Consider the following 26,510-nt stretch of genomic DNA (forward strand, 5'->3'; position numbering starts at 1 on the left):
CGTCAGGGCTGCAGCGGGCTCTGGCCCTGCGGCGGGTAGGGCTGCTGGGGGGCCTGCTGCGGCGGGTAGGGCACCTGCTGGGGCGGGTACGGCTCCTGCGCCGCCTGCGGGGGGTCCTGGACCGGCGGGTACGGCGCCGTGGCCCCGGGCGGCGGGTAGGGCGCGCCCGCCGGCGGGGCGCTCTGCGGGTAGGTCGGGTAGGTGGTCTGCGGCGGCTGACCGCCCGTGGCGGTGTAGGAGGACGGCGCGGCCGAGGAGTCGTCGTCCTCGCGCAGCTCCTTGACCTCCTTCTTGAACACCTTGAGCGACTTGCCGATGCTCCCCGCGATCTCCGGCAGCTTCGATGCGCCGAAGATGAGGAGGATCACCAGCAGCAGGATGATGATGTGCGAGGGCTGGAGGCCGTTGCGGAGCATCTGGGCACCTTCGGTCGTCGTCGGGTTCCTCCCAGGATACTCACGGCGCGTCGGCGCCGAGCCGGACCGGCCCTGCCACCGCCGCGGCGCCCTCGCCCCGGCCGGCACCTCGCTCGTCGTGGGGGCGCCCGTAGGATGCCCGGCGGAGAGAGCCCGGAGGACGTATGAGCACCCAGCAGACCCCCGCCCTGCCCTGGCGGCCGGGGACCACACAGGTCCTGGGGCACCGTGGGGCCCGCGGCCTGGCCCCCGAGAACACGCTCGTGGGGTTCCTCCACGCCCACCGGGTGGGCGCCACCGCGATGGAGCTCGACGTCCAGCTGAGCGCTGACGGCGAGGTCGTCGTGTGGCACGACCCGGTGCTCACCGCCGACAAGGCGGTCGACACCGCGCCGGCCACCCGTGAGGACCCGTTGTTCCCCTACGTCGGCTCCCGCCTGCGCGAGCTGACCTACGGCCAGCTCGCCTCGGTGGACGTCGGCCGGCGCACGGCGGCGGCGTTCCCCGAGCAGCGGCCCCGGCCCGGGGCGCGCATCCCGCTCCTCGGCGAGGTCCTCCAGGCCCTGGCCGAGGTCGACCCCGAGGTGTGGACCCTGGTCGAGATGAAGACCGACCCCACCGACCCCGGCGCCGAACCCGAGGCACTCGTGCGCGCGGTCGTCGAGGTGGTCCGGGCGTGCGGGGCGGGGTCGCGGGTGGTGCTGCAGTCCTTCGACTGGCACGCCGTCGACCTCGCGGGGCGGGCTGCCCCGGACCTGCCGCGAGCGGCGCTGGCCGTGCCCGGCCTGACGTTCGCACGAGGCAGTGCCTGGCTCGGTCCGGTGCACTACGACGACCACGACGGGGACCTGGCCGCCGCCGCGCACGCGCTCGGCGTCCAGGCGGTCGCGCCCGCGTACGCGTCGCCCTACGGTGCGCGGGCGGGTGACGACGGCTTCGCCCTCGTCACCGACCGGGCGTTCGTCGACCACGCCCACGAGGTCGGGCTCGCGGTCCTGCCCTGGACGGTCAACGGCGACGACGACCTCGCCCACGTCCTGGCCGCGGGGGTCGACGGGGTGATCAGCGACCGACCGGACCGGGCCGCAGCGCTCGTGGCCGCCGGCAGGCCCGGGTAGTGCTACGAGCCGAGCGCGGCGCAGGCGCGGACGGTGGCGAGGGCGGCCTGAGCCGCCTCCGCACCCTTGTCCTCGCGTGAGTCGGGCAGGCCGGCGCGGTCGAGGGCCTGGGCCTCGTCGTCGGTCGTGAGCACGCCGAAGCCGACCGGCACGCCGGTGCGCACCGAGACCTCCGTCAGCCCGACCGTGGCGGCCTGGCAGACGTAGTCGAAGTGGGGTGTCTCGCCGCGGATGACGACGCCGAGGGCGACCACGGCGTCCGCGCCGGCGGCGACGGCCCGCGACGCCGCGACGGGCAGCTCGAAGGAACCGGGCACCCGCACGAGGGTCGTCGTGGCCCCCGCCTCCACCAGCGCCCGCAGGGCACCGGCGACGAGGCCGTCCATGACGGTCGTGTGCCAGCTGGCCGCGACCACGGTGACCCGCAGTCCCCGGCCGTCGGTGGTGATCGTCGGTGCTCCTGCTCCGCTCATGCGTGGGTCTCCTCGTCGGTGTGGTGGGTGTCGGTGTGGGGGTCGTCGGGGGTGCGGGTGCCGGTGTGGTCGTGGCCGGGCCGGCGGCGAGGACGGCGGGTCTCCTCGGCGCGCGCCCCGGACACGTGGGCGACGACGTCGGCGATCGTCAGCAGGACCAGGTCTTCCCGGTCGGCGAGGGCGGCGGCCTGGCGCCGCCGGGTCATGGTGCCGTCGTCCTCGACGAGCTCGGCGATCGCCGCCACCGGTGCGACGCCCGCGAGCCGGCACAGGTCGACGGCGGCCTCGGTGTGCCCGGGCCGGGCCAGGACGCCGCCGGGGACGGCACGCAGCGGGAGGACGTGGCCCGGACGGATGAGGTCGCCGGGCCCGGCAGCGGTGTCGGCGAGGGTGCGCAGGGTCGCCGCGCGGTCGGCCGCGGAGATGCCGGTGCCCACGCCGCGTGCGGCGTCGACGCTCACCGTGTAGGCCGTGCCTCGCGGGTCCTGGGACCGGGCGACCATGAGCGGCAGCTCGAGGTCGTCCGCCCGCTCGGCCGGGAGCGGGGCGCAGAGGTAGCCGGAGGTGTGACGCACCGTCCAGCCCACCCAGTGCTCGGTCGCGTGGGCGGCGGCCAGGACGACGTCGACCTCGTCCTCGCGGTCCTCGCCGTCCGCCACGAGGACGGGTCGGCCGGCGCGGAGGGCGGCCAGCGCCCGGGCGACGAGGTCGTCGGCGTCGGCGGGTCCGCCATGGACTGCGGGGTCCGCGGCCGGGCGCCCGGCCGTCGCGGGGGCGCTCACGAGGCGCCCCCGACGCCGAGCAGCCGCTCGACGTACTTGGCCAGCACGTCGACCTCGAGGTTGACCGGGTCGCCCACGGCCAGGGTGCCGAGCGTGGTCGCACCGAGGGTGGTGGGGATGAGGGCGACACCGAAGGAGTCCTCCCGGGCGGCCGTCACCGTGAGGGAGACGCCCTCGACGGTGACCGACCCCTTCTCGGCGACGTACCGCGCCAGCGGTGCGGGTACCGAGACGTCGACCTCGTCCCACCGCGGGCCGGGACGGCGGGCGTGGACCGTCCCCACGCCGTCGACGTGACCCTGCACGAGGTGCCCGCCGAGGCGGCCGCCCGCGGCGAGGGCCCGCTCGAGGTTCACGCCGCGGCCGGGCGTGAGGGTCCCGAGAGTGGTGCGCCGCAGCGTCTCGGGCATGACGTCGGCGGTGAAGCCGGCACCGTCCAGGGCGGTCACGGTCAGGCACACGCCTGCGACCGCGACCGAGTCGCCCTCGCGCAGGTCGGTCGTCACGGTGGTGGCCGCGACCGACAGCACGGCGGCGCCGTCGGCGTCGGTCCGCCCGCGGACGGTCCCGACCTCCTCGATGAGTCCGGTGAACATCAGTGCTTCCTCTCGGTTCGGCGGGCGACGACGAGGACGTCCTCGCCCAGGCGGTGGGTCTCGTGGGTGTGCCAGCGCTGCGCCTGCGCCAGCGTGGCGATGTCGAGGTCGGGCACCGCGGCGGTGCCGGCGCCGAGCAGCACGGGCGCGAGGTAGGCGTGCAGCTCGTCCACCAGCCCCGCGCGCAGCGCGGCGCCGAGGAGGGTCGGGCCGCCCTCGAGGAGGACCCGGCGGGCGCCGTCCTTCCCGAGCTCGTCCAGGACGGCGGCGAGGTCGTGGGTGGCGGCGTGGCGCCACGTCCCGGGTCCGCGGCGCACCGCGGCGTCCGGAGGCACGGCGCGCCGGCCGACGACCACGCGCACCGGCTGGCGCGCGTGGTGCGAGCCGTCCGGGCGGCGGGCGGTGAGCGCGGGGTCGTCCGTCAGCACCGTCCCGGTGCCGGCGACGATCGCGTCGACCGCGGTGCGGACGGTGTGGGCGTGGGCCCGGGCGGCGGCACCCGTGATCCAGCGGGAGGTGCCGTCGGCGGCGGCCACGCGTCCGTCGAGGCTCGTGGCGGTCTTGCCGGTGACCCACGGCCGGCCGAGCGTCCACGGTGCCGCCCACGGCTCGAGGAGCCGGTCCGCCCGGTCGAGGACGTGCGGCGAGGCGCCGGAACGGCTGCCGGTGCGGACCTCGACGCCGTGGCGCGCCAGCCAGGCGGCGCCGCCGGCCGCGACGGGGTTGGGGTCGGCGCACGCGTACACGACCCGCGCGACACCCGCGTCCCGCAGCGCCACCGAGCAGGGGGGCGTGCGCCCGCTGTGGTGGCACGGCTCGAGGGTGACGACTGCCGTCGCGCCCCTCAGCCGGGCCCGGTCGGCCGACGCGAGGGCTGCTGCCTCGGCGTGCGGGGTGCCCGCACCGTGGTGCCACCCCTCCCCCACGACCGCGCCCGCGGGGTCGACGAGCACGCACCCGACCTGGGGGTTGGGTCCGTCCGCGGGACCGCGGGCGGCCAGGACGAGGGCGCGCTCCAGCGCCCGGTCGACGGCGCGGCCGTCAGGCGCCCGGTCGATGGCGCGTCCCGCGTCGGCGGTGAGGTCCTGCACCGGTCTCCTTCCACGACGTGGACCGGAGATGTGCGGACGCGAACGCAACGCCGCCGGGCGCAGGCGCGCACGACGACGTCACGTGCTGCCTCCCATCCGGACTCTCACCGTCGGTCCCGGAGTTCCACCAGGTCAACCGCCCACCAGGAGGTGGTCGGGTCGCGGACTGTCACCGCCGGCTCGGAATTTCACCGACCCCGGAGCACGTGCTTGCTCGTGGAGGATCCTGGCACGGACACGCGGCCCTGCCCAAACCGGCAGCTGGGATGACGGCGGGGTGCCGGTTCAGCCGGCGAGGTGCGGGTTCAGCCGGTGAGGCCCAGGCTGCGCCAGCGGGCGGTGGCCCGGTCCAGCCGGGCGCGACGGCGGGCGGCGCGGGCCGCCCTGACACGCCGGTGGGTGGCACGGGCGCGGTCCAGGGCGGCCGGGTCCCCCGTCACCCCCGGGACGTGGCGGGCCGGTGCCGGCGGCTCACCGGTGTCGGCGAGCCGGTTGCCGAGCTCGCCGGCCGCGGAGACCTCGGCCCCCAGCGCCTTGACCCGGCGCCACAGCCACAGTCCGGTCAGTGCCAGCGCGGCGAGGGCGCCGAGGACGAGCAGCGCCCACACGAGCCACGAGATCATGGTGCCGAGGATAGGCGCTCGTACGCGTCAAGCGCGGCACGGGCCCGACCCGCCACCTCGCCGGCGACGTCGGCCGGCTCGACGGCCAGGACGGACTCGCCGAGCGAGAGCAGCAGATTCGCCGTCCAGGCCGGGTCCACCGCCCGCAGGCGCACGCGCAAGGTGCCGTCGTCGAGGTCCGTGACCTCCTCGACCGGGGTGTGCTCGGCCACCCACCGCGCCTGGGAGGGCAGGTGCAGGACCACCTCGCGCCCGCCGACGTCCCAGGCGGGCACCTCGGCCGTCATCTCCGGGTGGGGTGCGGCGGCGTCGTCGAGGACGCGGGCCTGGAGGATCCGGTCGAGGCGGAAGGTGCGGGGGCCCCCGGCGCGGTGGCACCAGGCGCGCAGCGACCACGACGCCCCGTCCGTGCGCAGCTCCACGGGGTCGACGTCGCGCTCGGTGACGACGTCCGCGGCCGAGACGTAGCGCAGGTGCACCCGCCGGTCCCGTGCCAGCGCGTCGCGCAAGGTCTCGGCCGTCCCGGCCGGAGCCGGTGCCCCGCCGGTGACCTCGACCGGGGCCGCCTCGTCCGCCGCGCGGCCGGCCGCGGCGAGGAGCTTCTCGTTTGCGGAGGCGAGCGCGGTCTGCGCCGCGCCGAGCCCGTCGGGCACCAGCTCGGCCAGCGCCCGCAGGCCGACCAGGAGGGACATGGCCTCGGAGGTGCTCAGCCGCAACGGGCGGTCCATCCCGCGCGCCTGGGTGAGGACGATCTCGCCGTGGTCGAGGGCGTCGGCCGAGAAGTCGATGAGGTCGTCCGGGAGGTAGCCGGGCGTGCCCGTGACCCACAGGAGGTTGACGTCGGCGAGCACCTGGGCCTCGGTGGTGCCGAAGTGCGCCGCGACGGCCGGCACGGGGGCGCCCGGGTTGTCGCGCAGGTACGTCATGAGCGAGAGCAGGCGGGTGAGCCGCTCGGCGGTGGGTTCAGCCACGCGGTGCCTCCTGGTCGAGGCGGGCGACCGCCCGCAGACGGCGCAGGACCGCCTCGCGCAGCTCCGGCGGGTCGAGGACGAGGACCGCCTCGGCGTAGGTGGCCAGCTCCTCGGCGAGGTCCTCGAGGTCGGCGAACGGCACGACGACGACGTCCCGGTCGGTGAGCGGGCCGGTGGGCGAGGGCGGGGGCCCGGACCGGCCGCGGGCGCGCAGCGCGGCCCCGCGCTCGGGGAGCACGGCCAGGCGGGCGGTGCCGGCGCGCGGGGTGCTGCGCTCGAGGAGGGCGGCGACGTCGACGTCGGCCGGGACCGCGAACGACCCGGGCGCACCGGTCGACCGCACGCGGCCCTGGATGCGCGAGAGCCGGAATGCGCGCGGCGCGGCGCGGTCGACGTCCCGGCCGACGAGGTACCAGCCCCGGTTGCGGCTGAGGATCCGCCAGGGCTCGACGGTGCGCCGCGCGACGGCGCCGGTGCTCGCCGCGCGGTAGGTGAACGTGACCGGCTGACGGGCGTCGATCGCGGCGAGGAGGGGTGCGAAGGCCTCCTCGGGCCCGCGGACCCGCAGCGCCAGGCCGGCGTGGGCGACCGGGTCCGCGGCCGGGGCGACGGCGCGCAGCTTGGTCATGCCGCGGTTGGCCGGGGACCGCAGTGAGGCGTCCTGCCACAGCTCGGCCGCGAGGGAGAGCACCCCGATCTCCGCGGCCGTGAAGGACACGGGCGGGAGGGTGTAGCCCGCGGCGTCGATGCGGTAGCCGATGTCGTCCTCGTGGAGCGGGTCGTGCGCGACGACGAGCGGGACGCCCATCTCCCGGAGCAGGTCCTTGTCACGCTCGAACATCCGCTCGAAGGCCTCCGCGGAGGCGGCGTCGGCGTAGCCGTGCACCTGGGTCCGGATCTGACGCTTGGTCATCCACCGCTGGGTGTGCGAGAGCGCGATGACGAGGTCGAGCAGGCGCTCGGCCGCCTCCACACGCTGGGCCACCCCTGCACGCTACCGGCCCGGCGGCCCGTGGCTCGCACCGGCGGCGCCCGCGCGCCGCGGGGCCGGTCAGGCGGGCGCCGGCCCGCCGAGGATGTCCGCGAGCCGGTAGCCCACCGGCTCCTCGAGCTGGTCGTAGGTGCACGAGGCCGGGTCCCGGTCGGTGCGCCAGCGGCGGAACTGGGCGGTGTGGCGGAACCGGTCGCCCTCCATGTGGTCGTAGGCCACCTCGACGACGAGCTCGGGTCGCAACGGCACGAACGACAGGTCCTTGGTGGCGTTCCACCGGCTGACGGCGCCGGGCATGCGCCGGTCCGGGTGCGCGGACTGGTCCGCCCAGGACCCCCACGGGTGCCCGGCGAGGTCGACCTCGCGGTAGGGCGCGAGCTCGTCGAGCAGACTCTTGCGCCGGGCCATGGGGAAGGACGCCGACACGCCGACGTGCTGGAGCCGCCCGTCGTCGGTGTACAGCCCCAGGAGCAACGAGCCGACGACGTCGCCGCTCTTGTGCCACCGGAACCCGGCGACGACACAGTCGGCGGTGCGCAGGTGCTTGATCTTGAACATCGTCCGCTTGTTGGGCTCGTACGGCCGCTCGGGCGGCTTGACGACGACGCCGTCGAGCCCGGCACCCTCGAACCGGGTGAACCACTCCTGGGCCTGGGCGAGGTCCGCCGTCGCCGGGGTGACGAACACCGGTGCCCGGGCGTCGGCGAGGGCGCCGACGAGGTGCTCGCGGCGCTCGCGGAAGGGCCGGCGCATGAGGTCCTCGTCGTCCACGGCGAGCAGGTCGAACGCGACGAAGGACGCGGGGGTCTGCTCGGCCAGCAGGCGCACCCGGCTGTCCGCCGGGTGGATGCGCTGCTGGAGCGCGTCGAAGTCGAGCCGGTCGTCCGCCACGAGGACGATCTCACCGTCGATGACGCACCGCTCGGGCGTGTTCGCCCGGATGGCCTCGACCAGCTCGGGGAAGTACCGGGTCATCGGCTTCTCGTTCCGGCTGCCGAGCACGACCTCGTCGCCGTCGCGGAAGACGATCGTGCGGAAGCCGTCCCACTTGGGCTCGGCGTGGCCGAGGTCGGGGATCTCCGGCACGGACTTGGCCAGCATCGGGGCGACGGGCGGCATGACGGGCAGGTCCATGGTGTGATCCTGCCCGCTCGGGGCGGGATGCGCCCCCGGCACCACGACGGATCTCGTCGGCGCGGCGCCGGCCGGTGGCAGGAACAGGTCGGCCCCGCGCCGGTGGCGAAACCGGGCGGGGCCTGGCGCTCACCTGTGGAAGAGGATCGCGTTGCGCACCAGCCTACCGCGCGGCGCCCTTCAGGGTGCCGGTGACCGCTCCCGCGGGGTCGACCAGGAGGCAGACGACCTCGCGGTCGTCGAAGCCGTTCCACGACTCCTCGGTCGGGAAGTACGTGCCGAAGTCGAGGGTGGAGTCCTCGTAGGCCGCGCCCACGAACTCCGCGAACGCGCCGTAGCAGCCCTCGTCCGCCGAGCCCATCACCGCCTCGTCGCCGGGGAACTCGCCGTCGGCGAGGTCGAACACGGCGTACACCTCGGAGTCGTGCGACTCGGCGCAGGGCACCACCTCGACCTGCGAGACCTCGACGACCTCCTCGGAGGCCTCGGCGCCGCCCTCGCTCACGCAGTCGCCGAGCGCCACGGAGAACGCGTCCACCGTGCCCGCGGTGGCGACCGCACCGGTGTCGTCACGCACCGCGGTCGGGCCGCAACCGGTGAGCCCGACGAGGAGGAGGAGGGGAAGGACGATCGACGCAGCACGCTTCATCACGGTCGGGCTCTCTGGGAAACGCGGCGGAGGGACGGTCGTCCCCCTCGTTCCGGCGTGGCCGAGCCTAGGGGCACCGCCAGGCGGGCAAGGCGGGATCGCGCGCCTGCGTGCCATGTGAGGTGCGTCACACGAGGATGGACCTCGCGAGGGGCGCGACCGGGTCACTCCGTGCGGCGCTCGCGCGAGGGCTGGACCCGTTTGGGCTCCCCCGGCATCTTGGGGTACTCCGGTGGGTAGGGCATGTCCCCCAGCTCCGCCTCGTCCCGGGCGTACCACTCGAGCAGCGGGGTGAGGTCGTGGGCGACGTCGTCGATGCCGGCGTGGAGGTCGCCCCGCTCGGCGAAGCGCGCGGGCATGGTCAGGACCGTGAGGTCGCGCGGGTCGACGTCGACCAGCTCGTCCCACGCCACCGGGGCGGAGACCGGCGCGTGCGCCAGCGGACGGATGCTGTACGCGCTGGCGATCGTGCGGTCGCGGGCGTTCTGGTTGTAGTCGACGAAGATCGTCTCGCCGCGCTCCTCCTTCCACCACCTCGTGGTGACCTTCCCGGGCATGCGGCGCTCGAGCTCGCGGCCGAGCGCGATGGCCGCGTGACGCACGTCGGTGAAGGTCCACCGGGGGGCGATGCGCACGTAGATGTGCACGCCCCGGTTGCCGGAGGTCTTCGGGTAGCCCGTGATCCCCAGCTCCTCGAGCAGCTCCCGGGCGACGCCGGCCACGGCGACCGCGTCGGAGAAGTCGGTGCCGGGCTGGGGATCGAGGTCGATCCGGAGCTCGTCGGGGTGGTCGACGTCCGCGCGGCGCACCGGCCAGGGGTGGAAGGTGATCGTCCCCAGGTTCACGGCCCAGGCCACCGCGGCGAGCTCGGTGGGGCACAGCTCGTCGGCCGTGCGGCCGCTGGGGAAGGCGATCGTCGCCGTCTCGATCCAGTCCGGCACGCCCTTGGTGGGGACCCGCTTCTGGAAGAAGGCGTCGCCGTGCGGGTCAGCGCGCGTGGCCATCTTGACGTTGTCGCGGACGCCGTGCGGCCACCGCTCGAGGGTGACGGGGCGCTCGCCGAGGGCCCGCATGATCCCCTCACCGACGCTCAGGTAGTACTGGACGAGCTGGAGCTTGGTGATGCCCGGTCCGGCGAAGTACACGCGGTCGGGGTTGGTCACGCGGACGGCGCGGCCGTCGACGTCGAGCTCGATCGCCGGGGTGGCTGCCATGTCGGCACGCTACACGCGCGGCCACGTCGGCGGCCCGCCGGTAGCGTGGCCGCCGTGATGATCTGGCGCGAGGGCGTGGTGCGGCGGCTCGGCAGGACGTGGCCGGGCGCGGCTGAGCTGGAGGTGGAGGTCACCGGAGGAGCCTCCGTGGCGGCGGGCGAGCCGGCCGCGGACGCCGGTGCGCCGGTCACCTCCGTGCCGGCGGGGCCCGTGCCGGCGGGTCCTGTGCCGGCCGGCACGCTCGTCCGGGCGCTCGCCTACCCGGCGCTCGTCGGCGAACCGGCGCCGGGCGACCGCGTCCTGCTCTCGGCGGCGGCGCTGGCCCGCGGGCTGGGCACCGGTGGCTACGCCATGGTGGTCGCGCTGCCCGACCGGCTCCCCGCCGACCCGGCGCCCGGCCCCGGTCACCTCGTCAAGGCGCGGTACACCCCGCTGCAGACCCTCGTCCTCGGCGCCGACGAGCAGGAGTCCGAGCACCACGAGATCCTGCGCGACGCCGACGACCTGGCCGGTCTGCCGGTCGTCGTGGCCGACCTGCACTCTGCGCTCCCGGCCGTGGTGGCCGGTGTCCGCGCCGCCTGGAACGGCACGACCACCCCGCGGGTCGTGTACGTCATGACGGACGGCGGGGCGTTGCCGGCGTGGTTCTCGCGCTCCCTCGCGGGGCTGCGTGAGGCGGGTGCTCTGGCCGGCTCGGTGACGGTGGGGCAGGCGTTCGGCGGTGACCTGGAGGCGGTCAGCCTCCACTCGGGCCTGCTCGCCGCCCGGCTCGTCCTCGGGGCCGACGTCGTCGTCGTCGCCCAGGGGCCGGGCAACCTCGGCACCGGGACCCGGTGGGGGTTCTCCGGGACCGTGTGTGGCGACGCCGTCAACGCCGTCGCCGCTCTCGGGGGGCTGGCCGTGGCGTCGCTGCGCGTCTCGGGCGCCGACCCGCGTGAGCGCCACCTCGGGGTCTCGCACCACTCGCTGACCGCGTACGGGCGCGTCGCCCTCGCCCCGGCCGACGTCGTCGTCCCCCGGTTCGACGACGCCCTGGCCGCCGCGCTGCCCGAGGGCCTGGCCGCGCGCATCGACGACCAGGTGGCCGGCCTCGTCGCGCCCGTGGGCATCCATCGGCTCGTCGAGGTGCCCACCGGCGGGCTGCTCGAGGCGCTCGCGGACTCGCCCGTGGCGCTCTCGACGATGGGGCGCGGCCTCGACGCCGACCCGGCGGCGTTCGTCGCCGCGGCCGTCGCCGGGGTCCACGCGGCGCGGGTGGCCGGGCGGCGCGTCCGGTGAGAACCCGTCCGGTGAGTGAGCAGCTTGCGGCGCGGGTCAGCGGGTCCGGCGCTCCTGGCTCATCCCGGAAGGTCCTGACTGACCCCGCAGGCCCTGACTCACACCGGGGGGTGTGACCGGGCGGGAGCCGCGGAGCGGCGGACGTGCCGAGAGGCCGCGGACGTGCCGCCCGGCGTTCAGTCCCGTGGCTCGTGCAGCGCGATGAGCGTGGCGAGGCGCCGCGCCTCGCTGTGTCCGCGCTCGCCGTCGGCCCGCTGGATCGCCATGACGGCGAGGGTGGAGCCGTCGGTAAGGTCGAGCTGCGCCCACGGGGTGCCGTCGCCGAAGCCGAGGGAGACGATCTCCGCCCACCCCACGTCGCGGGAGTGGATGAGGTTGCGCACGTGCAGGCCGTCCTCGTCCGGGCGTGCGAGCACCCCGCCCTGGCGCCACAGGAACCAGCAGATGAGGCCGGCGAGGCCGACCGTGCCCGCCGCGTCCGCCGGGCCGTACGCGATGCCCGCCGCCGGCAGGAACAGCACGACGGCCACCGCGCCGAGCACGGTCAGGACGCCCAGCACCCACGAGACGGCCCGCGCCGCCCGGGGCCGGAACGGCCGGTGGAGCTCGGCGCGGTCAGCCATCAGATCCGGCAGGCGTGGATGGAGGTGGTGAGGATGGCGCGGGCGCCGACGTCGTAGAGGGAGTCCATGACCCGGTTGGTGTCCTCGCGGCGGACCATCGCCCGCACCGCCACCCACTCGCCGTTGTGCAGCGGCGAGACGGTCGGGGACTCCAGCCCCGGGGTGATCGCGACCGCGGCCTCGACGTCGGTGACCCGCACGTCGTAGTCCATGAGGACGTACTGGCGGGCGACGAGGACGCCCTGGAGCCGACGGTCGAGCACGCTGAGCCCGGCGGGCACCTCGGCGCCGCCGTCGTGTCGGATGAGGACCGCCTCCGAGCGCAGGATCGGCTCGCCGAAGGTGGCCAGGCCCGCTGCGCGCAGGGTGGAGCCGGTCTCGACGACGTCCGCGACGAGGTCGGCGATGCCGAGCTGGACCGAGGACTCCACCGCGCCGTCGAGGTGGACGACCTCCGCGTCGACGCCGTGGGCGGCGAGGTAGTCGCCCACGAGCACGTCGTAGCTGGTCGCGACCCGCTTGCCGGCGACCTGCTCGAGGGAGGTGATCTCCCCGGCGGGCGCGGCGAAGCGGAACGTGGACCGGGCGAAGCCGAGGGGGCGGTGCTCGACCGCCGCGGCACCGGAGTCGAGCAGCAGGTCGCGGCCGGTGATCCCGACGTCGACCGTGCCCGAGCCGACGTACACCGCGATGTCGCGGGGGCGCAGGAAGAAGAACTCGACGTCGTTGCCCGGGTCGGCCAGGACGAGCTCGCGCGAGTCACGACGCTGGCGGTAGCCCGCCTCGGAGAGGATCTCGGCGGCGGGGGCGGACAGGGAGCCCTTGTTGGGCACGGCGATGCGCAGCACTTTCGCTCCGTTGGTTGGGTTGGTGGTCGGCCGCCTCAGAGGTGGCGGTAGACGTCCTGCAGGGTCAGGCCCCGCGCGATCATCATCACCTGGAGGTGGTACAGGAGCTGGCTGATCTCCTCGGCCGTGGCCTCGGCGCCCTCGTGCTCGGCGGCCATCCACACCTCGGCCGCCTCCTCGACGACCTTCTTGCCGATGGTGTGGATCCCGGCGTCGAGCTCGGCCACGGTCCCCGAGCCCTCGGGACGGGTGGCGGCCTTGTGCTCGAGCTCGGCGAAGAGCTCCTCGAACGACTTCACGGGCGCCAGCCTAGTTGCTCGCGGCGGGCAGGAACCGGTCGGTCCACGCCTGGGCGGGGTCGACGTCGGCCTCGAGCAGACCCGCGTCGGTCAGGAGGGTGACCATCTCCTCCCACACACCGGCCTCGTGGGCGCCCGGCTCGCCGGCGCCCTCGTAGAGCGGGACGGTGGCCTCGAGCGTGGCCAGGGCCGCCTGGCGCTGCTCGGGCCGGTCGAGGTCGGGGACCTGGGCGGCGGAGATCTCCACCGCGGCCTCGGGGTCCGCCGCGACGTCGGCGACCCCGCGCAGGCTCGCCTCGACGAACGCGGCGACGTCCTCGCCCCGCTCCTCGGCCGTCGCCTCGAGGGTGCCCAGCGAGATGCCGACGAGGGGCACCTCACCCTCGGCGATCTCGATGGTGCGCACGGGCGTGCCCGCCTCGGCGAAGCGCACGGCGTCGTTGTTGACGAAGCCCATGACGGCGTCGACGTGCCCGCCGGTCAGGGCGGCCTGCTGGGTGAACCCGATGTGCTCGACCGTGACGTCGTCCTCGGTCAGCCCGGCATCCTGCAGGAGCGCGACGAGGCCGAAGTAGGTCTCCCCGAACGGTCCCGGGATGCCGACGGTGCGGCCGGCGAGGTCGGCGGCGGAGCGGATGTCGGAGTCCTCCGGGACGATGAGCGCGACGGGGTACTGCTGGTACAGGGTGGCGACGGACACCAGCGGCACCCCCTGGGAGCGCGCCTGGAGCATCTCGTCCCCGCCGGCGACGACGACGTCCTCCTCCTCGGCGCTGATCGCGGTGAACAGGCCCTCGCTCTGGCCGTGGTGGCGCAGGGTCACGTCCAGGCCGGCCTCCTCGTAGTACCCCTTCTCGGCCGCGACGTAGAAGGGCGCGAACTGGATGTCGGGGACGTAGGTGAGCCCGAGGGTCAGGGGGGCGGGTTCGGCGGCCGTCGTGGCGGGGTCGGTCGCGGCCGGGGCCGTCTCCGGCTCCGCCGCGCAGGCGGCGAGGGTCAGGGCGGTGGCGGTGGCGGTGGCGGCCAGGAGGGCGAGCGGGCGGCGGGACATGGGGCTCCTCGGGTGCGGCGGTCCGGGGCGCGGACGCCGGACGGTGTGCTGGGTGGTGGTCGGGTGGTCGGGTGGTCGTGTGGTCGGGTGGACGTCGGTTCGTGGAAGTGGTGGTGGTCGGGTGGCGCCTGGTCGCGGCGGCGGGTGGCGGTCCCGGCGGGATCAGTCGGCCGTGCGGCGCTCGAGCGCACCGAGGAGGCCGTAGATGGTCATGGCCAGGGCGCACAGGACGATGAGGGCGGAGAAGATGCCGGTCGTGTCGGCGGCGAGGCCGCGGGCGGACAGCAGCATCCCCAGGCCGTGCCCGCCCATGACGAACTCCCCCACGACCGCGCCGGTCACCGACAGGGTGAAGCCGTTGCGCACGCCGGTGAGGATCGAGGGCCAGGCCAGGGGCAGCTCGACGTGGCGCAGGAGCGACCACGAGCCCGCCCCGTCCAGTCGCGCGGCAGCGACGACGTCGGGGTCGAGGGTGCGCAGGCCGAGGACGGTGGCGAGGAGGATCGGGAAGAACACCAGCAGCGCGCAGAGGACCACGATCGGCAGGAGACCGTAGCCGAGCCACAGGACGAGGAGCGGGGCCAGCGCCACCGCGGGGATCGCCTGGGACGCGGCGATGTACGGCTCGAGCGCCGCCGAGGCGTGCCGGCTGCGGAAGACGAGGTAGCCCAGCGGCAGCGCGACCGCCGCCCCCAGCGCGCTGCCGAGAACGGCCTCGACGAGGGTGGGCAGGACGTACCGCGCCAGCCCACCGGTGGTGAGGTCCTCCGCCAGGCGCTCGGCGACGGCCGTGGGGGCGGGCAGGAAGACGGCGGGGACGAGCCCCGTGCGCGCGACGGTCTCCCACACGACGACGAGCACCGCGCCGAGGACGAGCGCCGGCAGGATCCGGCGGCGACGGGCGGCCGGCCGGGCCGCGCGCGTCGCGGCCGGTCCCGTGGCGGCTGTGCCGGAGGTTGCCGCGCCGGCCGTGACCGTGCCGGCGGTGGTCGTGGCGCCGGTCGCGGCGCCGCGGGCGCGCGGGCGGGCGGACCGCACGGCGGCCGACGACCGGTCGTGGGCCGGTGCGCCGGTCGGCAGGGTCGCCGGCGGGTCCTGCGACGGTGTCGCGGCGGCGGGTGCGCCGAGGTCGGTGCTCACGAAGTCCTCCCGGTCCTGGACGTGGACCGGGGCCGGACGGGTGACGGCGTGTGCCGTCGCCAGCCCTCGACGTGCGCCGAGGGCGCACGCCGCGTGCATCCTCCCATCCGGACTTTCACCGTCGGTCCTGGAGTTCCACCAGGTCAACCGGGAACCCGAGGGTGCACGGCTCGCGGACTGTCACCGCCGGTTCGGACTCTCACCGACCCCGGAGCACGTTGCTTGCGCGTCGATGATATCCCTTCCGCCCCACCGGCGGGGTGTCGGCCCCGTGAGACCCCGCGCACGTAGACGTGGCGCACGTGAGCCGTGGCCAACGTGAGACGCCGCGGACCGGGGTCCCGCCCGGCCGCGCCGTCGGGCATGCTGGGCGCGGTGCGGGCTCCTGCGCACCTGCACCGACCGGAGGACACCTATGCGACCACTCCCCCTCGCGCCGGCGGCCGCAACGGTCGTGCTCGCGCTCGCGGCCTGTGCCGGCGGGGGCCAGGACGGTGACCCGGCCACCACGGCCGCCGACGGTGACCCATCAGCGGTTCTCACAGCGATCACCGTGGGGGTGCTGCCCATCGTCGACACCGCCCCCATCTGGCTGGGGGTCGAGGAGGGGATCTTCGCCGAGCACGGCCTCGACGTCGAGCTCGCCGTCGCGCAGGGCGGTGCCGCCGTCGTGCCGGCCGTCGTGGCCGGGGACTACCAGTTCGGGTTCTCCAACGTCACCTCCCTCCTGCTCGCCGAGTCCCGGGGTCTGCCCCTGCGCCTCGTCGCGCCGGGCAGCTTCACCACGGGGGACACCGACGCCGACATCGCGGCCGTGGTGACCCAGCCGGCCAGCGGCATCACCTCCCCCGCCGACCTCGCCGGCCGGACCGTCGCGGTGAACACCCTGGGCAACATCGGTGAGTCCACGGTCCGCAAGGTCGTCGAGGACGCCGGGGGCGACCCGGCGGCCGTGCGGTTCGTCGAGCTGGGGTTCCCCGACATGCCCGCCGCCGTCGCCGGTGGCCAGGTCGACGCCGCGTGGGTGAACGAGCCGTTCCTCACCATCACGAAGGACCAGGGCGCGCGCGTCGTGAGCCACACCTTCGCGGCGGTCGACCCCGAGATGCTCATCGCCGCCTACTTCACCTCAGCGGAATACGCCGCGTCCGACCCCGGCACGGTGGAGGCGTTCACCGCCGCGATGGCCGAGGCGTCCGCCCGCGCGGCCGAGGACCCGGACGCGGCGCGGGAGATCCTCGGCACCTACACCGAGATCGGCGACGACGTCATCGCGCGCATGGTGGTGCCCCGCTACGCCGGGGAGATCCCCGAGGACTCGGTCCGGCTCCTCGCGGACCTGGCGCTGCGCTACGGCCTCGTCGACGACGCGATCGACGTCAGCGCCCTGCTGCGGTGACACCGTTGGGGCCCGTGCACCGGACGGCGCTGGGACTGGCGGGGGTCCTCGCCGTCGTCGCCCTGCTCGAGATCCTTCCCCGGACCGGCGCGGCGGACCGGCGGTTCCTGCCTCCCTCCACCGAGATCGCCGCCGCGCTCGCGGACCGGGCGGCGACGCCGGCGTTCTGGTCCGCGCTGGGGCAGACCCTGACCACGTGGTCGATCGGCCTGGCGGCGGCCACGATCGCCGGGGTCGTGCTCGGTGCGGTGATCGGCTCGGCCGGGTGGGTGCGCGCGGCCACGTCGTCGACGATCGAGTTCCTGCGTCCCATCCCGTCGGTGGCCCTCATCCCCCTGGTCGTCCTCCTCCACGGCACCGGTGTGGCCGCGACGCTGCTCCTCGTGGTCTACGCCGCCTTCTGGCCGGTGCTGCTGCAGGTCCTCGCCGGCGTCGCCGACGTCGACCCCCTCACACGCGAGACCGCTCGGGTGTACCGCTACCGACGGCTCACCGTGGCCACCCACGTGGTGGGGCCCAGCGCCCTGCCGTACGTCATCACGGGGTTCCGCCTCGCTGCCTCCGTGGCCCTGGTCCTCACGCTCACCGGTGAGCTCGTGATCGGCACACCGGGCCTCGGCCGGCTGCTCGCCGTCGCCCAGCAGTCCGGCGCCGTAGCGCCGATGTACGCCCTGGTGGTCGTCACCGGGCTGCTGGGTGTGGCGGTCAACCTCGGCGTGCGCGCGCTCGAGCGGCGGGTCCTGCGGTGGCACCCGTCGGTCCGTCGGGAGGTGCCGGCGTGACCGCGACCGGGGGCCGGGCTGCCGGCACCGGCCGTGGCCGGGCCGGGGGCGGCGCGCCGCGCGACCGGTCGCGAGAGGTCGGCGCGGGCGTCCTGCGGCGGGTGGGGGCTGCCGTCGCCCTGCCCGCCGTCCTCCTCGCCGCATGGTGGTTCGCCTCGGCGGGGAGCGAGTCGTTCTACTTCCCGCCGCTGTCGGCGATCGTCGACGCGTTCGGCCCCGCGTGGTTCGAGGGCAGGCTCGTCACCGACGCCGCCCCGAGCCTCGCCCGGCTGCTCGCCGGCTACGCGGTGGCGCTCGTCGTCGGCGTCGCGGCGGGGGTCGCGATCGGGTCCTCCCCCGTGCTGCGGGCCCTGACCGAGCCGGCCCTGGAGTTCTTCCGGGCGATCCCCCCGCCGGTGATGATCCCCGTGACGATGCTCTTCCTGGGCATCTTCACCCCCATGAAGGTGTTCGTCATCGCCACCGGGGCGCTGTGGCCGATCCTGCTCAACACGGTCGAGGGGGTGCGCGGTGTCGACGAGATCCTCCGCGACACCGCCGCGGTGTACCGGCTCCGTCGGCGCACGGCGCTGCGCACCCTCGTGCTGCGGGCCGCCTCCCCCCAGATCATGACCGGCGCCCGGCAGGGGCTCTCGCTCGCCATCATCCTCATGGTCATCAGCGAGATGTTCGCCGCCAACAACGGCCTCGGGTTCACCGTCGTGCAGTTCCAGCGCTCGTTCGCCGTCCCCGAGATGTGGACCGGCATCATCGTGCTCGGGGTGCTCGGCGTGGTGCTGTCCGCGCTGCTGCGGGTGGTCGAGCGGCGCGTGCTCGCCTGGCACCGCGGCCTGCGACGGACCGCCCGGGAGAGCCGCTGATGCCCGCCGTGCCCGACCGCCGGCCGCCCACCGGCACGCCGATGCTGCGGGTCGACGCCCTGCACAAGGTCTACGGGACCGCGGACGGCGGGGTGGAGGCCATCCGCGACCTCACCTTCGAGGTTCGTGCCGGCGAGATGGTCTGCGTCGTCGGGCCCTCCGGCGCCGGCAAGACCACGCTCCTGCGGTGCCTCTCGGGCCTGCTCGAACCGACGTCGGGCGAGGTGGTGCTCGAGGGGCGGCGGGTGCACGGGCCACCACCGGGCATGGCCATGGTCTTCCAGGACTATGCGCGCTCGCTGTTCCCGTGGCACACCGTCGAGCGCAACGTCGAGCTGCCGCTGCGGGAGAAGGGGGTGGGCCGGGCCGAGCGGCGGCGACTGGTCGGGCAGTCGCTGGCGGCCGTGGGTCTCGCCGATGTGCCCACCGCCTACCCCTGGCAGCTGAGCGGCGGCATGCAGCAGCGGGTGGCGATCGCGCGGGCGGTGGCCTACGAGCCGCACATCCTGCTCATGGATGAGCCCTTCGCCGCCGTCGACGCCCAGACACGCGCCGACCTCGAGGACCTCGTCCGCGAGCTCTGGCACCGTCTGGGCATCACCCTGGTCCTCGTCACCCACGACATCGACGAGGCCGTCTACCTCGGCCAGCGCGTGCTCGTCCTGTCCGGCCGGCCCACCGTCGTGCTGGCCGACGTCGCCGTCGACCTGCCCGACCGGCGCGACCAGCGCACCACCCGCAGCTCGGAGGAGTTCGCCCGGCTCCGCGCCCGCGTCTACGACCTCGTCCAGCAGGCCCGCCGAGGTCCGACGAACTCGTAGGTGCGTCGCCGGAGCACGAGGGGCCGCCGCTCGACGGCGGCGGCCGTGGTCAACGAACGCACGAGGGCCGCCGCCTGTCGGCGACGGCCCTCGGTGTGCGACGTCTCAGGCGGTCGTGCGGCCCGCGGCGCGGGCGTCGGCGGCGTCCGCGCGAGCAGCCGCGGCGTCGGACTCGTCGTCGTCGAGCAGCTGCAGGGCAGCGTCGAACTCGTCGGTGACCTCCTGGTCGTGCCGGTGCACGACCAGGCTCACCACGACGGCGACGAACAGGTTGAGGACGAAGCCGGGGACGATCTCGTACAGGTCGAGGATGCCGCCCTCGAGGTTGCCCCAGACCGCGACGGTGACCGCCCCGACGACCATGCCGGCGAGCGCACCCGCGGCGGTGAGCCGGCGCCAGTACAGGGCCAGGAGGATCGTCGGGCCGAACGCGGCGCCGAAGCCGGCCCACGCGAAGGCCACCAGGCCGAGGATGGTGTCATTCTGCGTCCAGGCCATGGCCGCGGCCACGAGCGAGACGAGCAGGACGCCGAGGCGACCCAGGATGACGAACTGTCGGTCCGAGCCGTCCTTGCGCACGGCGGTGCGGTAGAGGTCCTCGACCAGCGCGGAGGAGCTGACGAGCAGCTGCGAGGAGATCGTGCTCATGATCGCGGCGAGGACGGCGGCGAGGAGGAACCCGGCGACCAGCGGGTGGAAGAGGACCTGGCCCATGGTGATGAACACGGTCTCGGGGTCGCCGAGGTCGGCGCCGGGGTTCTGCTGGAAGTAGGCCACACCGACCAGGGCGGTGGCGAGCGCACCGAGGACGGACAGGATCATCCACCCCAGCCCGATGCGGCGGCCGGCCTTGGCCTCGGCCGAGCTCCGGATCGCCATGAAGCGCACGATGATGTGGGGCTGACCGAAGTAGCCCAGGCCCCAGGCGAGCGCCGAGACGACGCCGAGCACGGTGGCACCGCTGGTCAGGCTCAGCAGACCGGGGTCGACGTCGCGGATGGACGCGGCGGCGCCGGCGGGCCCGCCGACGACGGTCAGGCCGACGAGCGGCACCGCGAGCAGGGCGAGGAACATCATGACGCCCTGGACGAAGTCGGTGTAGCTGACGGCGAGGAAGCCGCCGAAGAGGGTGTACGCCACCGTGACGGCGGCGACGAGGAGCATGCCGGTGCGGTAGTCCCAGCCGAAGGAGCTCTCGAAGAACACCCCGCCCGCGACCATGCCGGAGGAGACGTAGAACGTGAAGAACGCCAGGATGATGATGCCGGAGGCGATGCGCAGGGCGCGTGAGGTGTCCTTGAGGCGGCTCTCGAGGAAGCTCGGGATCGTGATCGAGTTGCTCGAGACCTGGGTGTAGGTGCGCAGCCGCGGTGCGACGAACTTCCAGTTCAGCCACGCGCCGACGGTGAGCCCGACGGCGATCCAGGCCTCGACGAGACCGGCGGCGTAGATGGCGCCGGGCAGACCCATGAGGAGCCAGCCGGACATGTCCGACGCTCCGGCGCTCAGGGCGGCCACGCCGGGTCCGAGACCTCGTCCGGCGAGCATGTAGTCACCGAGGTCGGTGGTCTTGCGGAAGGACCACCAGCCGATGAACAACATCGCTGCCAGGTAGATGATCATGGCCAGGGCTTGGTACGCCTGATCGCTCACGCCGCTCCTTAGGTTGGGTTCGGGGCGCGGCGACGTTACCGCGGCTCAGCGGCGGGATCCAGCGGTTTGCCCCTGCTGCGAGGGGCATTGTGAGGGGACTCTCAGTGCTCGAGGGCGTGGGCGCAGCACGTCAGGTCGGAACCACGGTGCATGGCACAGGGGTGGTCACGCAGGGGCTCCCGTGGGGCCTCAGCACGCCCTCACCGGCCGTCCCGACGTCCCTCACCGGTGGTGGTGCGCCCCGGCGGCGAGGTCGCGCAGGGCGTCGACCTCGGCGGCCGCGTCCTCGGCGCGGTAGACGGCGCTGCCGGCGACGAAGACGTTCGCCCCGGCGTCGGCGGCCCGCTCGATCGTCTCACGGGAGATCCCGCCGTCGACCTGCACCCACACGTCGAGACCGGCCTCGGTCACGGCCTTGCGGGTCCGGGCGATCTTCGGCAGCGTCGCATCGATGAAGCTCTGCCCGCCGAAGCCCGGTTCGACGGTCATCACGAGGATCATGTCGAACTCGGGCAGGAGGTCCAGGTACGGCTCGACGGCGGTCGCCGGGCGCAGCGCGAGGCCGGCCCGCGCACCCAGGCCGCGCAGGTCCCGGGCGAGCTTGACCGGGGCCGCCGCGGCCTCCGCGTGGAAGGTCACCGAGGCGCACCCGGCCTCGGCGTAGGCCGGGGCCCACCGGTCGGGGTCGTCGATCATGAGGTGTGCGTCGACCGGGACGGGGCTGACCTCGAGGATCCGCTCCACCACCGGCAGCCCGAGGCTGAGGTTGGGCACGAAGTGGTTGTCCATGACGTCGACGTGGGCGAAGTCGGCGCCGGCGATCTTCGCGAGCTCCCCGCGGAGGTCGGAGAAGTCCGAGTTGAGGATGCTGGGCGAGATGACGATGCTCACGGTGCCCGAGCCTATCGGCGGCGCAGCAGCGCGAGGAACATCGCGTCGGTGCCGTGCAGGTCGGGCCAGAGCTGGACGTACGGGCCGGTCAGTCCCGGCAGCGGCTCCACGGTGATGTCGTCGAGGACGGCGACGGCGTCGAGGACCTCGACGTCGTCGCGGCGGCGCAGGACGTCCTCGACGACCGCCCGGGTCTCGGCCAGGTGGGGCGAGCACGTCACGTACGCGACCACTCCCCCGGGCCGGACCGATTCGAGCGCCGACGTGAGCAGGTCGCGCTGGAGCGGCGAGAGGGCGGTGAGGTCCCCGGGCGTGCGCCGCCAGCGTGACTCCGGCCGACGGCGCAGCGCACCCAGGCCCGTGCAGGGGGCGTCGACCATGACGCGGTCGTAGCTCGCCGGGAACAGCTCCCCGACCTCGCGGCCGTCGCCTACCCGCACCTCGACCGTGCCGGCAGGGACCGCTGCGACCGACCCGCGCACCAGGCCGGCCCGGTGCGGCGCGACCTCGTTGGCCAGGAGGTGGGCGCCGCGCTGGTGGGCGAGGGCGCCGAGGAGGGCCGCCTTGCCGCCGGGCCCGGCGCACAGGTCGAGCCACTGCCGGTCGTGGGCGGCGCCCTCGCGGTCCGGGCCCAGCGGGGCAGCGGCCAGCGCCAGGGCGACGAGCTGGGAGCCCTCGTCCTGGACGCCGGCGGCGGCCCGGCGGACCGAGGGCAGCAACGCCGGGTCGCCGCCGCCCGGTACGAGGGCCACGGGCGACCAGCGGCCCCGCCGGACCCCGGACTCCCCCGCGCGGGCAGCCTCGTCGGCCAGCGCGTCGGTGGTCACCAGGCCTGGGCGGGCGACGAGCGCCACCCGGGGTGCGGCGTTGTCCGCGGCGAGCAGACCCGGCAGGTCGGCTGCGGGGCGACCGTGGGCCACCAGGGCCTGCCGCAGCGCGCGGGTGATCCACTCCGGGTGGGACTCGGTGCGCGACAGGACGGCGACGTCGTCGCCGAGTGGCGCGTCCTCGGTGGCGTCCCGCTCCCCCGCTCCGTCCGCTCCGTCGGTGCGGTCGGTGCGGTCGGTGCGGTCGGTGCGGTCGGTGCGGCCGGCGCGGTTGGTCCGGTCGGTGCGGTCGGTGCGGTCGGTGTGGCCGGCGCGGTTGGCCTTGCCGGCGGGCGGGGCGAGCACGGCGAGCCACTCCTGGAGACTGCGCCGGGCCACCGCGCGCAGCACGGCGTTGACCAGCCCGGCCGGGGCGGGCCCCACGCTCGCGCGGGTGAGGGTGACGGTCTCGGAGACCGCTGCGTGGACGGGCACGCGCATGCCGAGGATCTGGTGGGCGCCCAGGCGCAGGAGGTCCAGGACGGGGGCGTCCAGTGCGGTGAGCGGACGGCCGTTCGTGCACTGCTCGAGCACGGCGTCGTAGCGGCCGCGCAGCCGCAGGGTGCCGTAGGCGAGCTCGGTGGCGAAGGCGGCGTCGCGCCCGGTGAGGCCGCGCTCGCGCAGGAGGACCGGCAGGACGAGGTTCGCGTAGGCGTCGGACTCCCGGACCTCGCGCAGAACTTCGTACGCCACGGCCCGGGCGGGGTCGGGCCTGCCCGGCCGCCGCGCGCCGTCCCGGCGGACCGCTCCGTCGCGGCCCTGGCCGTCCCGGCGGACCGCTCCGTCGCGACCCTGGCCGTCCCGGCGTCTGCCGCTGTCACGGCCCGGCGGACGGCCGCGGTCGTGCCCGGAGTCCCCGCCCGACCGGCCCGCTCCGCCGGCGCGCCCCGTCCGGTCCGGGCTCACGAGGACGGCCCGAGGATCGTCCCGGGCGCCGGGCGGGCGCCGCGCGCCCAGGCCTCCGCCGCCATCCAGCCCTTCCCCGCCGGGGCGACGTCGCCCAGCGCCACCGCGACCGAGCCCGTGCCGACGAGCACCTCGTGCTTGCCGGCCCGCATCTCGCCCGGGCGCAGGTCGTCCACGTCGGGCCGGGGCCGGACCGGGGCGAGTTTGAGTCGCGACCCGTCCGGGAGTGTCGTCCACGCGCCGGGCGCAGGCGTGCACCCGCGCACGAGGCGGTCCACGGCGAGGGCCGGGTCGACCCAGCGGACGCGGGCGTCGGCCGCCTCGAGCTTGGCGGCGTGGCTCAGCCCGTCGGTGCCCTGCGGCTGGGGCCGGGCGGAGCCGTCGGCGATGGCGTCGAGGGTGGCGACGAGCAGACCGGCACCGGAGACGGCGAGACGCGCGAGGAGCTCACCGGCGGTGTCGCGGGGGCGGACGTCCTCGGTGAGCGTGCCGTAGACCGGGCCGGTGTCCAGGCCCTGCTCGATCCGGAAGGTGCTGGCACCGGTGACCTCGTCGCCGGCGATGAGGGCCCGCTGCACGGGCGCGGCACCGCGCCAGGCGGGCAGGAGCGAGAAGTGCAGGTTCACCCAGCCGTGGGTGGGGACGTCCAGGAGGTGCGCCGGGATGATGTTGCCGTAGGCGACCACCGGTGCGGCGTCGACGCCGAGGTCCGCGAGCTGCTCGGCGACTCCGTCCTCACGCAGGGTGCGCGGGGTGAGGCGGCGGATGCCCTCCTCCCGGGCGAGCGCCGCGACGGGGCTGGCCGCCATCCCCCGGCCCCGGCCGCGCGGGGCGTCGGGACGGGTGAGGACGGCGACGACGTCGTGGGCCGAGCCGATGAGGGCGCGCAGGGAGGGAAGGGCCACCTCGGGGGTGCCGGCGAACAGCAGGCGCATGGTCGGCAAGTCTAGGTGCCGCTCACCACAGGTCCGGGGGGTCCACCTGGACCCGGACCGAGCCCTCCTCCTTCCGGGCGCTGCGCACGGCGGAGGCCTGGGCGAGACGTCGGCCAAGACCCGTCCCGCTCCGGCGCCCCACCCGCAGGACCGCCCGGACGCCGTCGTCGGCCGGGACCGGCCCGAGGACCTCCAGCCCGGGCAGCCCCTCGCCGGCGCGGAGGTGGTCGAGGAACGAGCGCACGGCCGCCGCCGGGCCCTCGACGATCGCGAGCCGGACGGCCGGTGGGAAGGACAGCTCGGTCCGCTCGGCGAGCTCGCGCGCGGCGAAGCCGGCCGGGTCCCAGCGCACGAGCGCCTGCGCCGGGACCGGCGCGGGCCGGCCCAGGAGCATGACGCGTCCGCCGTCGGCCGCGGCCCGGACGAGCGCGGCCGCCCCGGTCCACCGCCGCAGCGCCTCGGCCGATGCCCACAGCTCCGGTCGGGAGGTCAGGACCGCGCCGTCGAGCAGGAGGGCGCCGGCGTAGCCGCCGCGGGCCACCGGCTCCGCGCCCGGGGTGGCGACCACGAGCCGGGGACGGTCGTCCACGGTCTCGACCACCCCGTGCGCGGCGGTGGTGCCCGAGACGACGACCGGGACCGAGGGGAAGGCCCGCCCGAGCTCCTCGGCGGTCCGGTCCGAGCCCACCCGCGCCGCGCGCAGCGCCGTGTGCGCGCAGGTGCTGCACGACCAGTCCACCGCGGGCCGGCCGCACCACGAGCAGGCGGGCACGGCGCCGGCGCGGTCGAGCCGGAGCGGGCCGTGGCAGGCACGGCACCGCGCCGGCTCGTGGCACCGGGCGCAGGCGACGACCGGTAGGTACCCCGAGCGTGGCACCTGGACGAGGACGGGCCCGGTCTCGAGCGCGGTGCGGGCGAGCTGCCACGCGGCGTGCGGGATGCGGGCCGCGGCGGCGGGGCCCTCGCGGGCGAGGTCGACGTCGGTGGGGGCCTCGACCCGCGGCGCGGCACGGCGCACGACCGCGCGGGGCGGCTGGACGGGGTGCGCCCAGCCGGTCTCGACGAGGAGCTGGGCCTCCACCGTCCGCGTGTGCCCGCCCAGCAGGAGCGCGGCGCCCTCCTGCTCGGCCCGCAGGACCAGGACCTGCCGGGCGTGCGGGTAGGGCGCGCGGGGCTCGGCGAGGCGGTCGTCGCCGTCGTCGAAGCAGGCGACGAGACCGAGTCGCCGCACCGGGGCGAAGGCTGCGGCACGGGTGCCCACGACCACTCGCGCCTCGCCGCGCAGCACCCGTAGGAAGCTGCGGTAGCGCCGGGCGGGGCCGTCCTCGGCGACGAGGCGCACGACCGGCTCGGCGGCGAGCTCGACGGTGAGCGCGGCGGTGACGGCCTCGACGTGGCGCGAGGTCGGTACGACGACGAGGACGCCTCGCCCGGACGCGAGCGTGGCGCGGGCGGCGAGGGCGAGCGCGCTCTCCCAGCCGGCGGCCGGCGTGGCTGCCGCCGGGGCGGCCGTCCACACGGCTCGGGGGCTGGCGCCGTCGGCGAGGTGCCGCAGGAACGCCGGGCCGCCGGTGAGGTCGGTCCACGGGCCGGGCTCGGGCGCGTCGACCTCGGCGTCGGCCGGCGGCGCTGCCTTCTCCAGGACCGAGCGCTCGGTCGTGGCGTGCCGAGGCGGAACAGCCAGGCGGACGACGTCGACGAGGGTGCCGGCGTACCGGTCCGCGACGGCGCGGCACAGACGCAGGACCGCGGGTGTGAGCACCGGCACCGGCGAGACGGCGCGGCGCAGGGGGCTCAAAACCGAGCCGTGGTCGGTGTCGGAGCGTCGCTCGAGGACGTAGCCGGGCCGGTCCTGGCCCGCGAAGCGCACGTGCACGCGCGTCCCCGGCAGGGCGTCCTGCGACATGGACGGCGGGACGAGGTAGTCGAAGGGGTGGTCGAGGTGGGCCAGCGGGACGTCGACGACGACGCGGGCGACCGGGTCGGCGACGTCGCCGCCGTCGACCCGTACCGGCGCGGCCGCCGGCAGGTCGAGGAGCACCTCCTGCCGTCCCGCCGTCGTCATGGGTGTCATCTCATCACGGCCCGGGGACACGGGCG

The 26,510-nt window shown here is 75.6% G+C and carries 26 protein-coding genes, 1 pseudogene and 2 riboswitches; of the genes and pseudogenes, 6 read left to right on the top strand and 21 right to left on the bottom strand.

Translation table 11 applies throughout. From position 1 onward, the window contains the following. Nucleotides 1–2: 2 nt before the first annotated feature. A complete protein-coding gene (locus EDD32_RS14705; protein WP_123918635.1) occupies nucleotides 3–416 on the bottom strand; it encodes a twin-arginine translocase TatA/TatE family subunit in 414 nt (137 codons plus the stop codon). Nucleotides 417–580: 164 nt separating this feature from the next. Between EDD32_RS14705 and EDD32_RS14710 the strand changes: the two genes are divergently transcribed. After that, on the top strand, nucleotides 581–1,534 hold the full coding sequence (locus EDD32_RS14710) for a glycerophosphodiester phosphodiesterase family protein (protein WP_123918637.1): 954 nt from the start codon (nucleotides 581–583) through the stop codon (nucleotides 1,532–1,534). A gap of 2 nt (nucleotides 1,535–1,536) precedes the next feature. On the opposite strand, the gene ribH is transcribed toward EDD32_RS14710, so the two are convergent. The 10 genes and pseudogenes from ribH to EDD32_RS14760 all read right to left on the bottom strand — a co-directional run bounded on the left by ribH (nucleotide 1,537) and on the right by EDD32_RS14760 (nucleotide 10,058). Next, nucleotides 1,537–2,007, bottom strand: coding sequence for a 6,7-dimethyl-8-ribityllumazine synthase (ribH, locus tag EDD32_RS14715; protein ID WP_123918639.1), 471 nt, complete (start codon nucleotides 2,005–2,007; stop codon nucleotides 1,537–1,539). A 128-nt stretch (nucleotides 2,008–2,135) separates the two neighbouring features. After that, a pseudogene (gene ribB, locus EDD32_RS14720) lies at nucleotides 2,136–2,699 on the bottom strand (3,4-dihydroxy-2-butanone-4-phosphate synthase); the annotation flags it as partial. A gap of 86 nt (nucleotides 2,700–2,785) precedes the next feature. Beyond that, nucleotides 2,786–3,385, bottom strand: a complete 600-nt coding sequence (locus tag EDD32_RS14725; RefSeq protein WP_123918643.1) for a riboflavin synthase — start codon at nucleotides 3,383–3,385, stop codon at nucleotides 2,786–2,788. Then, the gene (gene ribD / locus EDD32_RS14730) at nucleotides 3,385–4,476 is read right to left on the bottom strand and encodes a bifunctional diaminohydroxyphosphoribosylaminopyrimidine deaminase/5-amino-6-(5-phosphoribosylamino)uracil reductase RibD (RefSeq protein ID WP_246006150.1); all 1,092 of its coding nucleotides are present in this window, start codon (nucleotides 4,474–4,476) and stop codon (nucleotides 3,385–3,387) included. Before ribD ends, EDD32_RS14725 begins: the two co-directional genes overlap by 1 nt. A gap of 78 nt (nucleotides 4,477–4,554) precedes the next feature. Further along, a riboswitch (FMN riboswitch) is annotated at nucleotides 4,555–4,686 on the bottom strand. Between the two features lie 95 nt (nucleotides 4,687–4,781). Further along, complete coding sequence (locus tag EDD32_RS14735) at nucleotides 4,782–5,099, bottom strand: hypothetical protein (protein ID WP_123918645.1); 318 nt, start codon at nucleotides 5,097–5,099, stop codon at nucleotides 4,782–4,784. Continuing rightward, nucleotides 5,096–6,070, bottom strand: a complete 975-nt coding sequence (locus EDD32_RS14740; RefSeq protein ID WP_123918647.1) for a helix-turn-helix transcriptional regulator — start codon at nucleotides 6,068–6,070, stop codon at nucleotides 5,096–5,098. The genes EDD32_RS14735 and EDD32_RS14740 overlap by 4 nt, the downstream gene beginning before the upstream one ends. After that, nucleotides 6,063–7,055 (bottom strand): helix-turn-helix transcriptional regulator, encoded by a 993-nt coding sequence (locus EDD32_RS14745; protein ID WP_246006151.1) that lies wholly within the window; start codon nucleotides 7,053–7,055, stop codon nucleotides 6,063–6,065. The genes EDD32_RS14740 and EDD32_RS14745 overlap by 8 nt, the downstream gene beginning before the upstream one ends. Before the next feature lie 66 nt (nucleotides 7,056–7,121). After that, entirely contained in the window at nucleotides 7,122–8,195 is a 1,074-nt protein-coding gene (locus tag EDD32_RS14750; RefSeq protein ID WP_123918649.1) for an ATP-dependent DNA ligase, read from the bottom strand. A gap of 163 nt (nucleotides 8,196–8,358) precedes the next feature. Further along, nucleotides 8,359–8,844 (bottom strand): septum formation family protein, encoded by a 486-nt coding sequence (locus EDD32_RS14755; protein WP_170175312.1) that lies wholly within the window; start codon nucleotides 8,842–8,844, stop codon nucleotides 8,359–8,361. A 164-nt stretch (nucleotides 8,845–9,008) separates the two neighbouring features. Beyond that, nucleotides 9,009–10,058 carry a DNA polymerase domain-containing protein gene (locus EDD32_RS14760; RefSeq protein WP_123918653.1) on the bottom strand — a complete coding sequence of 350 codons (1,050 nt, stop codon included), beginning with the start codon at nucleotides 10,056–10,058 and terminating at the stop codon, nucleotides 9,009–9,011. Nucleotides 10,059–10,112: 54 nt separating this feature from the next. Here EDD32_RS14760 and EDD32_RS14765 point away from each other — a divergent pair, with 54 nt between their 5' ends. Continuing rightward, complete coding sequence (locus EDD32_RS14765) at nucleotides 10,113–11,336, top strand: DUF3866 family protein (RefSeq protein WP_246006152.1); 1,224 nt, start codon at nucleotides 10,113–10,115, stop codon at nucleotides 11,334–11,336. A 176-nt stretch (nucleotides 11,337–11,512) separates the two neighbouring features. Here the strand turns inward: EDD32_RS14765 and EDD32_RS14770 are convergent, their stop codons facing one another. The 5 genes from EDD32_RS14770 to EDD32_RS19835 form a co-directional block, all read right to left on the bottom strand. Further along, nucleotides 11,513–11,959 carry a PH domain-containing protein gene (locus EDD32_RS14770; protein WP_123918655.1) on the bottom strand — a complete coding sequence of 149 codons (447 nt, stop codon included), beginning with the start codon at nucleotides 11,957–11,959 and terminating at the stop codon, nucleotides 11,513–11,515. Further along, a complete protein-coding gene (gene hisG / locus EDD32_RS14775) occupies nucleotides 11,959–12,807 on the bottom strand; it encodes an ATP phosphoribosyltransferase (RefSeq protein ID WP_123918657.1) in 849 nt (282 codons plus the stop codon). The genes EDD32_RS14770 and hisG overlap by 1 nt, the downstream gene beginning before the upstream one ends. Before the next feature lie 35 nt (nucleotides 12,808–12,842). Continuing rightward, nucleotides 12,843–13,106 carry a phosphoribosyl-ATP diphosphatase gene (locus tag EDD32_RS14780; RefSeq protein ID WP_123918659.1) on the bottom strand — a complete coding sequence of 88 codons (264 nt, stop codon included), beginning with the start codon at nucleotides 13,104–13,106 and terminating at the stop codon, nucleotides 12,843–12,845. A 10-nt stretch (nucleotides 13,107–13,116) separates the two neighbouring features. Next, nucleotides 13,117–14,157 carry an ABC transporter substrate-binding protein gene (locus EDD32_RS14785; protein WP_123918661.1) on the bottom strand — a complete coding sequence of 347 codons (1,041 nt, stop codon included), beginning with the start codon at nucleotides 14,155–14,157 and terminating at the stop codon, nucleotides 13,117–13,119. Between the two features lie 162 nt (nucleotides 14,158–14,319). Beyond that, nucleotides 14,320–15,297 (bottom strand): ABC transporter permease, encoded by a 978-nt coding sequence (locus EDD32_RS19835; RefSeq protein WP_281274893.1) that lies wholly within the window; start codon nucleotides 15,295–15,297, stop codon nucleotides 14,320–14,322. Between the two features lie 90 nt (nucleotides 15,298–15,387). Beyond that, nucleotides 15,388–15,517: riboswitch (FMN riboswitch) on the bottom strand. A gap of 195 nt (nucleotides 15,518–15,712) precedes the next feature. Between EDD32_RS19835 and EDD32_RS14795 the strand changes: the two genes are divergently transcribed. From EDD32_RS14795 to EDD32_RS14810, 4 genes are read left to right on the top strand one after another with little or no spacing between them, the layout of a single operon-like run. Beyond that, on the top strand, nucleotides 15,713–16,696 hold the full coding sequence (locus EDD32_RS14795) for an ABC transporter substrate-binding protein (RefSeq protein ID WP_123918665.1): 984 nt from the start codon (nucleotides 15,713–15,715) through the stop codon (nucleotides 16,694–16,696). Between the two features lie 14 nt (nucleotides 16,697–16,710). Continuing rightward, nucleotides 16,711–17,478, top strand: coding sequence for an ABC transporter permease (locus EDD32_RS14800; protein ID WP_123918667.1), 768 nt, complete (start codon nucleotides 16,711–16,713; stop codon nucleotides 17,476–17,478). Continuing rightward, complete coding sequence (locus EDD32_RS14805; protein WP_246006153.1) at nucleotides 17,475–18,338, top strand: ABC transporter permease; 864 nt, start codon at nucleotides 17,475–17,477, stop codon at nucleotides 18,336–18,338. The genes EDD32_RS14800 and EDD32_RS14805 overlap by 4 nt, the downstream gene beginning before the upstream one ends. Then, nucleotides 18,338–19,159 carry an ABC transporter ATP-binding protein gene (locus tag EDD32_RS14810; RefSeq protein ID WP_246006154.1) on the top strand — a complete coding sequence of 274 codons (822 nt, stop codon included), beginning with the start codon at nucleotides 18,338–18,340 and terminating at the stop codon, nucleotides 19,157–19,159. The genes EDD32_RS14805 and EDD32_RS14810 overlap by 1 nt, the downstream gene beginning before the upstream one ends. Before the next feature lie 105 nt (nucleotides 19,160–19,264). On the opposite strand, the gene putP is transcribed toward EDD32_RS14810, so the two are convergent. From putP to EDD32_RS14835, 5 genes are all read right to left on the bottom strand, one after another. Next, nucleotides 19,265–20,812, bottom strand: a complete 1,548-nt coding sequence (gene putP / locus EDD32_RS14815; RefSeq protein ID WP_123918669.1) for a sodium/proline symporter PutP — start codon at nucleotides 20,810–20,812, stop codon at nucleotides 19,265–19,267. Between the two features lie 222 nt (nucleotides 20,813–21,034). Then, a complete protein-coding gene (gene rpe, locus EDD32_RS14820) occupies nucleotides 21,035–21,703 on the bottom strand; it encodes a ribulose-phosphate 3-epimerase (protein ID WP_123918671.1) in 669 nt (222 codons plus the stop codon). 11 nt (nucleotides 21,704–21,714) lie between these two features. Then, on the bottom strand, nucleotides 21,715–23,262 hold the full coding sequence (locus tag EDD32_RS14825; protein ID WP_246006155.1) for an RsmB/NOP family class I SAM-dependent RNA methyltransferase: 1,548 nt from the start codon (nucleotides 23,260–23,262) through the stop codon (nucleotides 21,715–21,717). A 209-nt stretch (nucleotides 23,263–23,471) separates the two neighbouring features. Continuing rightward, on the bottom strand, nucleotides 23,472–24,410 hold the full coding sequence (locus EDD32_RS14830) for a methionyl-tRNA formyltransferase (RefSeq protein ID WP_123918675.1): 939 nt from the start codon (nucleotides 24,408–24,410) through the stop codon (nucleotides 23,472–23,474). Between the two features lie 22 nt (nucleotides 24,411–24,432). Further along, nucleotides 24,433–26,475, bottom strand: coding sequence for a primosomal protein N' (locus EDD32_RS14835; RefSeq protein WP_123918677.1), 2,043 nt, complete (start codon nucleotides 26,473–26,475; stop codon nucleotides 24,433–24,435). Between the last annotated feature and the right edge of the window lie 35 nt (nucleotides 26,476–26,510).

Source organism: Georgenia muralis, from assembly GCF_003814705.1.
Taxonomy (GTDB): Bacteria; Actinomycetota; Actinomycetes; order Actinomycetales; family Actinomycetaceae; genus Georgenia; species Georgenia muralis.

Excerpts from the sequence above, each read along its gene's own strand:
- EDD32_RS14750 (WP_123918649.1), bottom strand. The coding sequence starts at position 8,195 with ATGGACCTGCCCGTCATGCCGCCCGTCGCCCCGATGCTGGCCAAGTCC.
- EDD32_RS14725 (WP_123918643.1), bottom strand. The coding sequence starts at position 3,385 with ATGTTCACCGGACTCATCGAGGAGGTCGGGACCGTCCGCGGGCGGACC.
- EDD32_RS14735 (WP_123918645.1), bottom strand. The coding sequence starts at position 5,099 with ATGATCTCGTGGCTCGTGTGGGCGCTGCTCGTCCTCGGCGCCCTCGCC.
- ribH (WP_123918639.1), bottom strand. The coding sequence starts at position 2,007 with ATGAGCGGAGCAGGAGCACCGACGATCACCACCGACGGCCGGGGACTG.
- EDD32_RS14705 (WP_123918635.1), bottom strand. The coding sequence starts at position 416 with ATGCTCCGCAACGGCCTCCAGCCCTCGCACATCATCATCCTGCTGCTG.
- EDD32_RS14810 (WP_246006154.1), top strand. The coding sequence starts at position 18,338 with ATGCCCGCCGTGCCCGACCGCCGGCCGCCCACCGGCACGCCGATGCTG.
- EDD32_RS14835 (WP_123918677.1), bottom strand. The coding sequence starts at position 26,475 with ATGACGACGGCGGGACGGCAGGAGGTGCTCCTCGACCTGCCGGCGGCC.
- EDD32_RS14755 (WP_170175312.1), bottom strand. The coding sequence starts at position 8,844 with ATGAAGCGTGCTGCGTCGATCGTCCTTCCCCTCCTCCTCCTCGTCGGG.
- EDD32_RS14785 (WP_123918661.1), bottom strand. The coding sequence starts at position 14,157 with ATGTCCCGCCGCCCGCTCGCCCTCCTGGCCGCCACCGCCACCGCCACC.
- EDD32_RS14830 (WP_123918675.1), bottom strand. The coding sequence starts at position 24,410 with ATGCGCCTGCTGTTCGCCGGCACCCCCGAGGTGGCCCTTCCCTCCCTG.
- EDD32_RS14770 (WP_123918655.1), bottom strand. The coding sequence starts at position 11,959 with ATGGCTGACCGCGCCGAGCTCCACCGGCCGTTCCGGCCCCGGGCGGCG.
- EDD32_RS14710 (WP_123918637.1), top strand. The coding sequence starts at position 581 with ATGAGCACCCAGCAGACCCCCGCCCTGCCCTGGCGGCCGGGGACCACA.
- EDD32_RS14795 (WP_123918665.1), top strand. The coding sequence starts at position 15,713 with ATGCGACCACTCCCCCTCGCGCCGGCGGCCGCAACGGTCGTGCTCGCG.
- EDD32_RS14760 (WP_123918653.1), bottom strand. The coding sequence starts at position 10,058 with ATGGCAGCCACCCCGGCGATCGAGCTCGACGTCGACGGCCGCGCCGTC.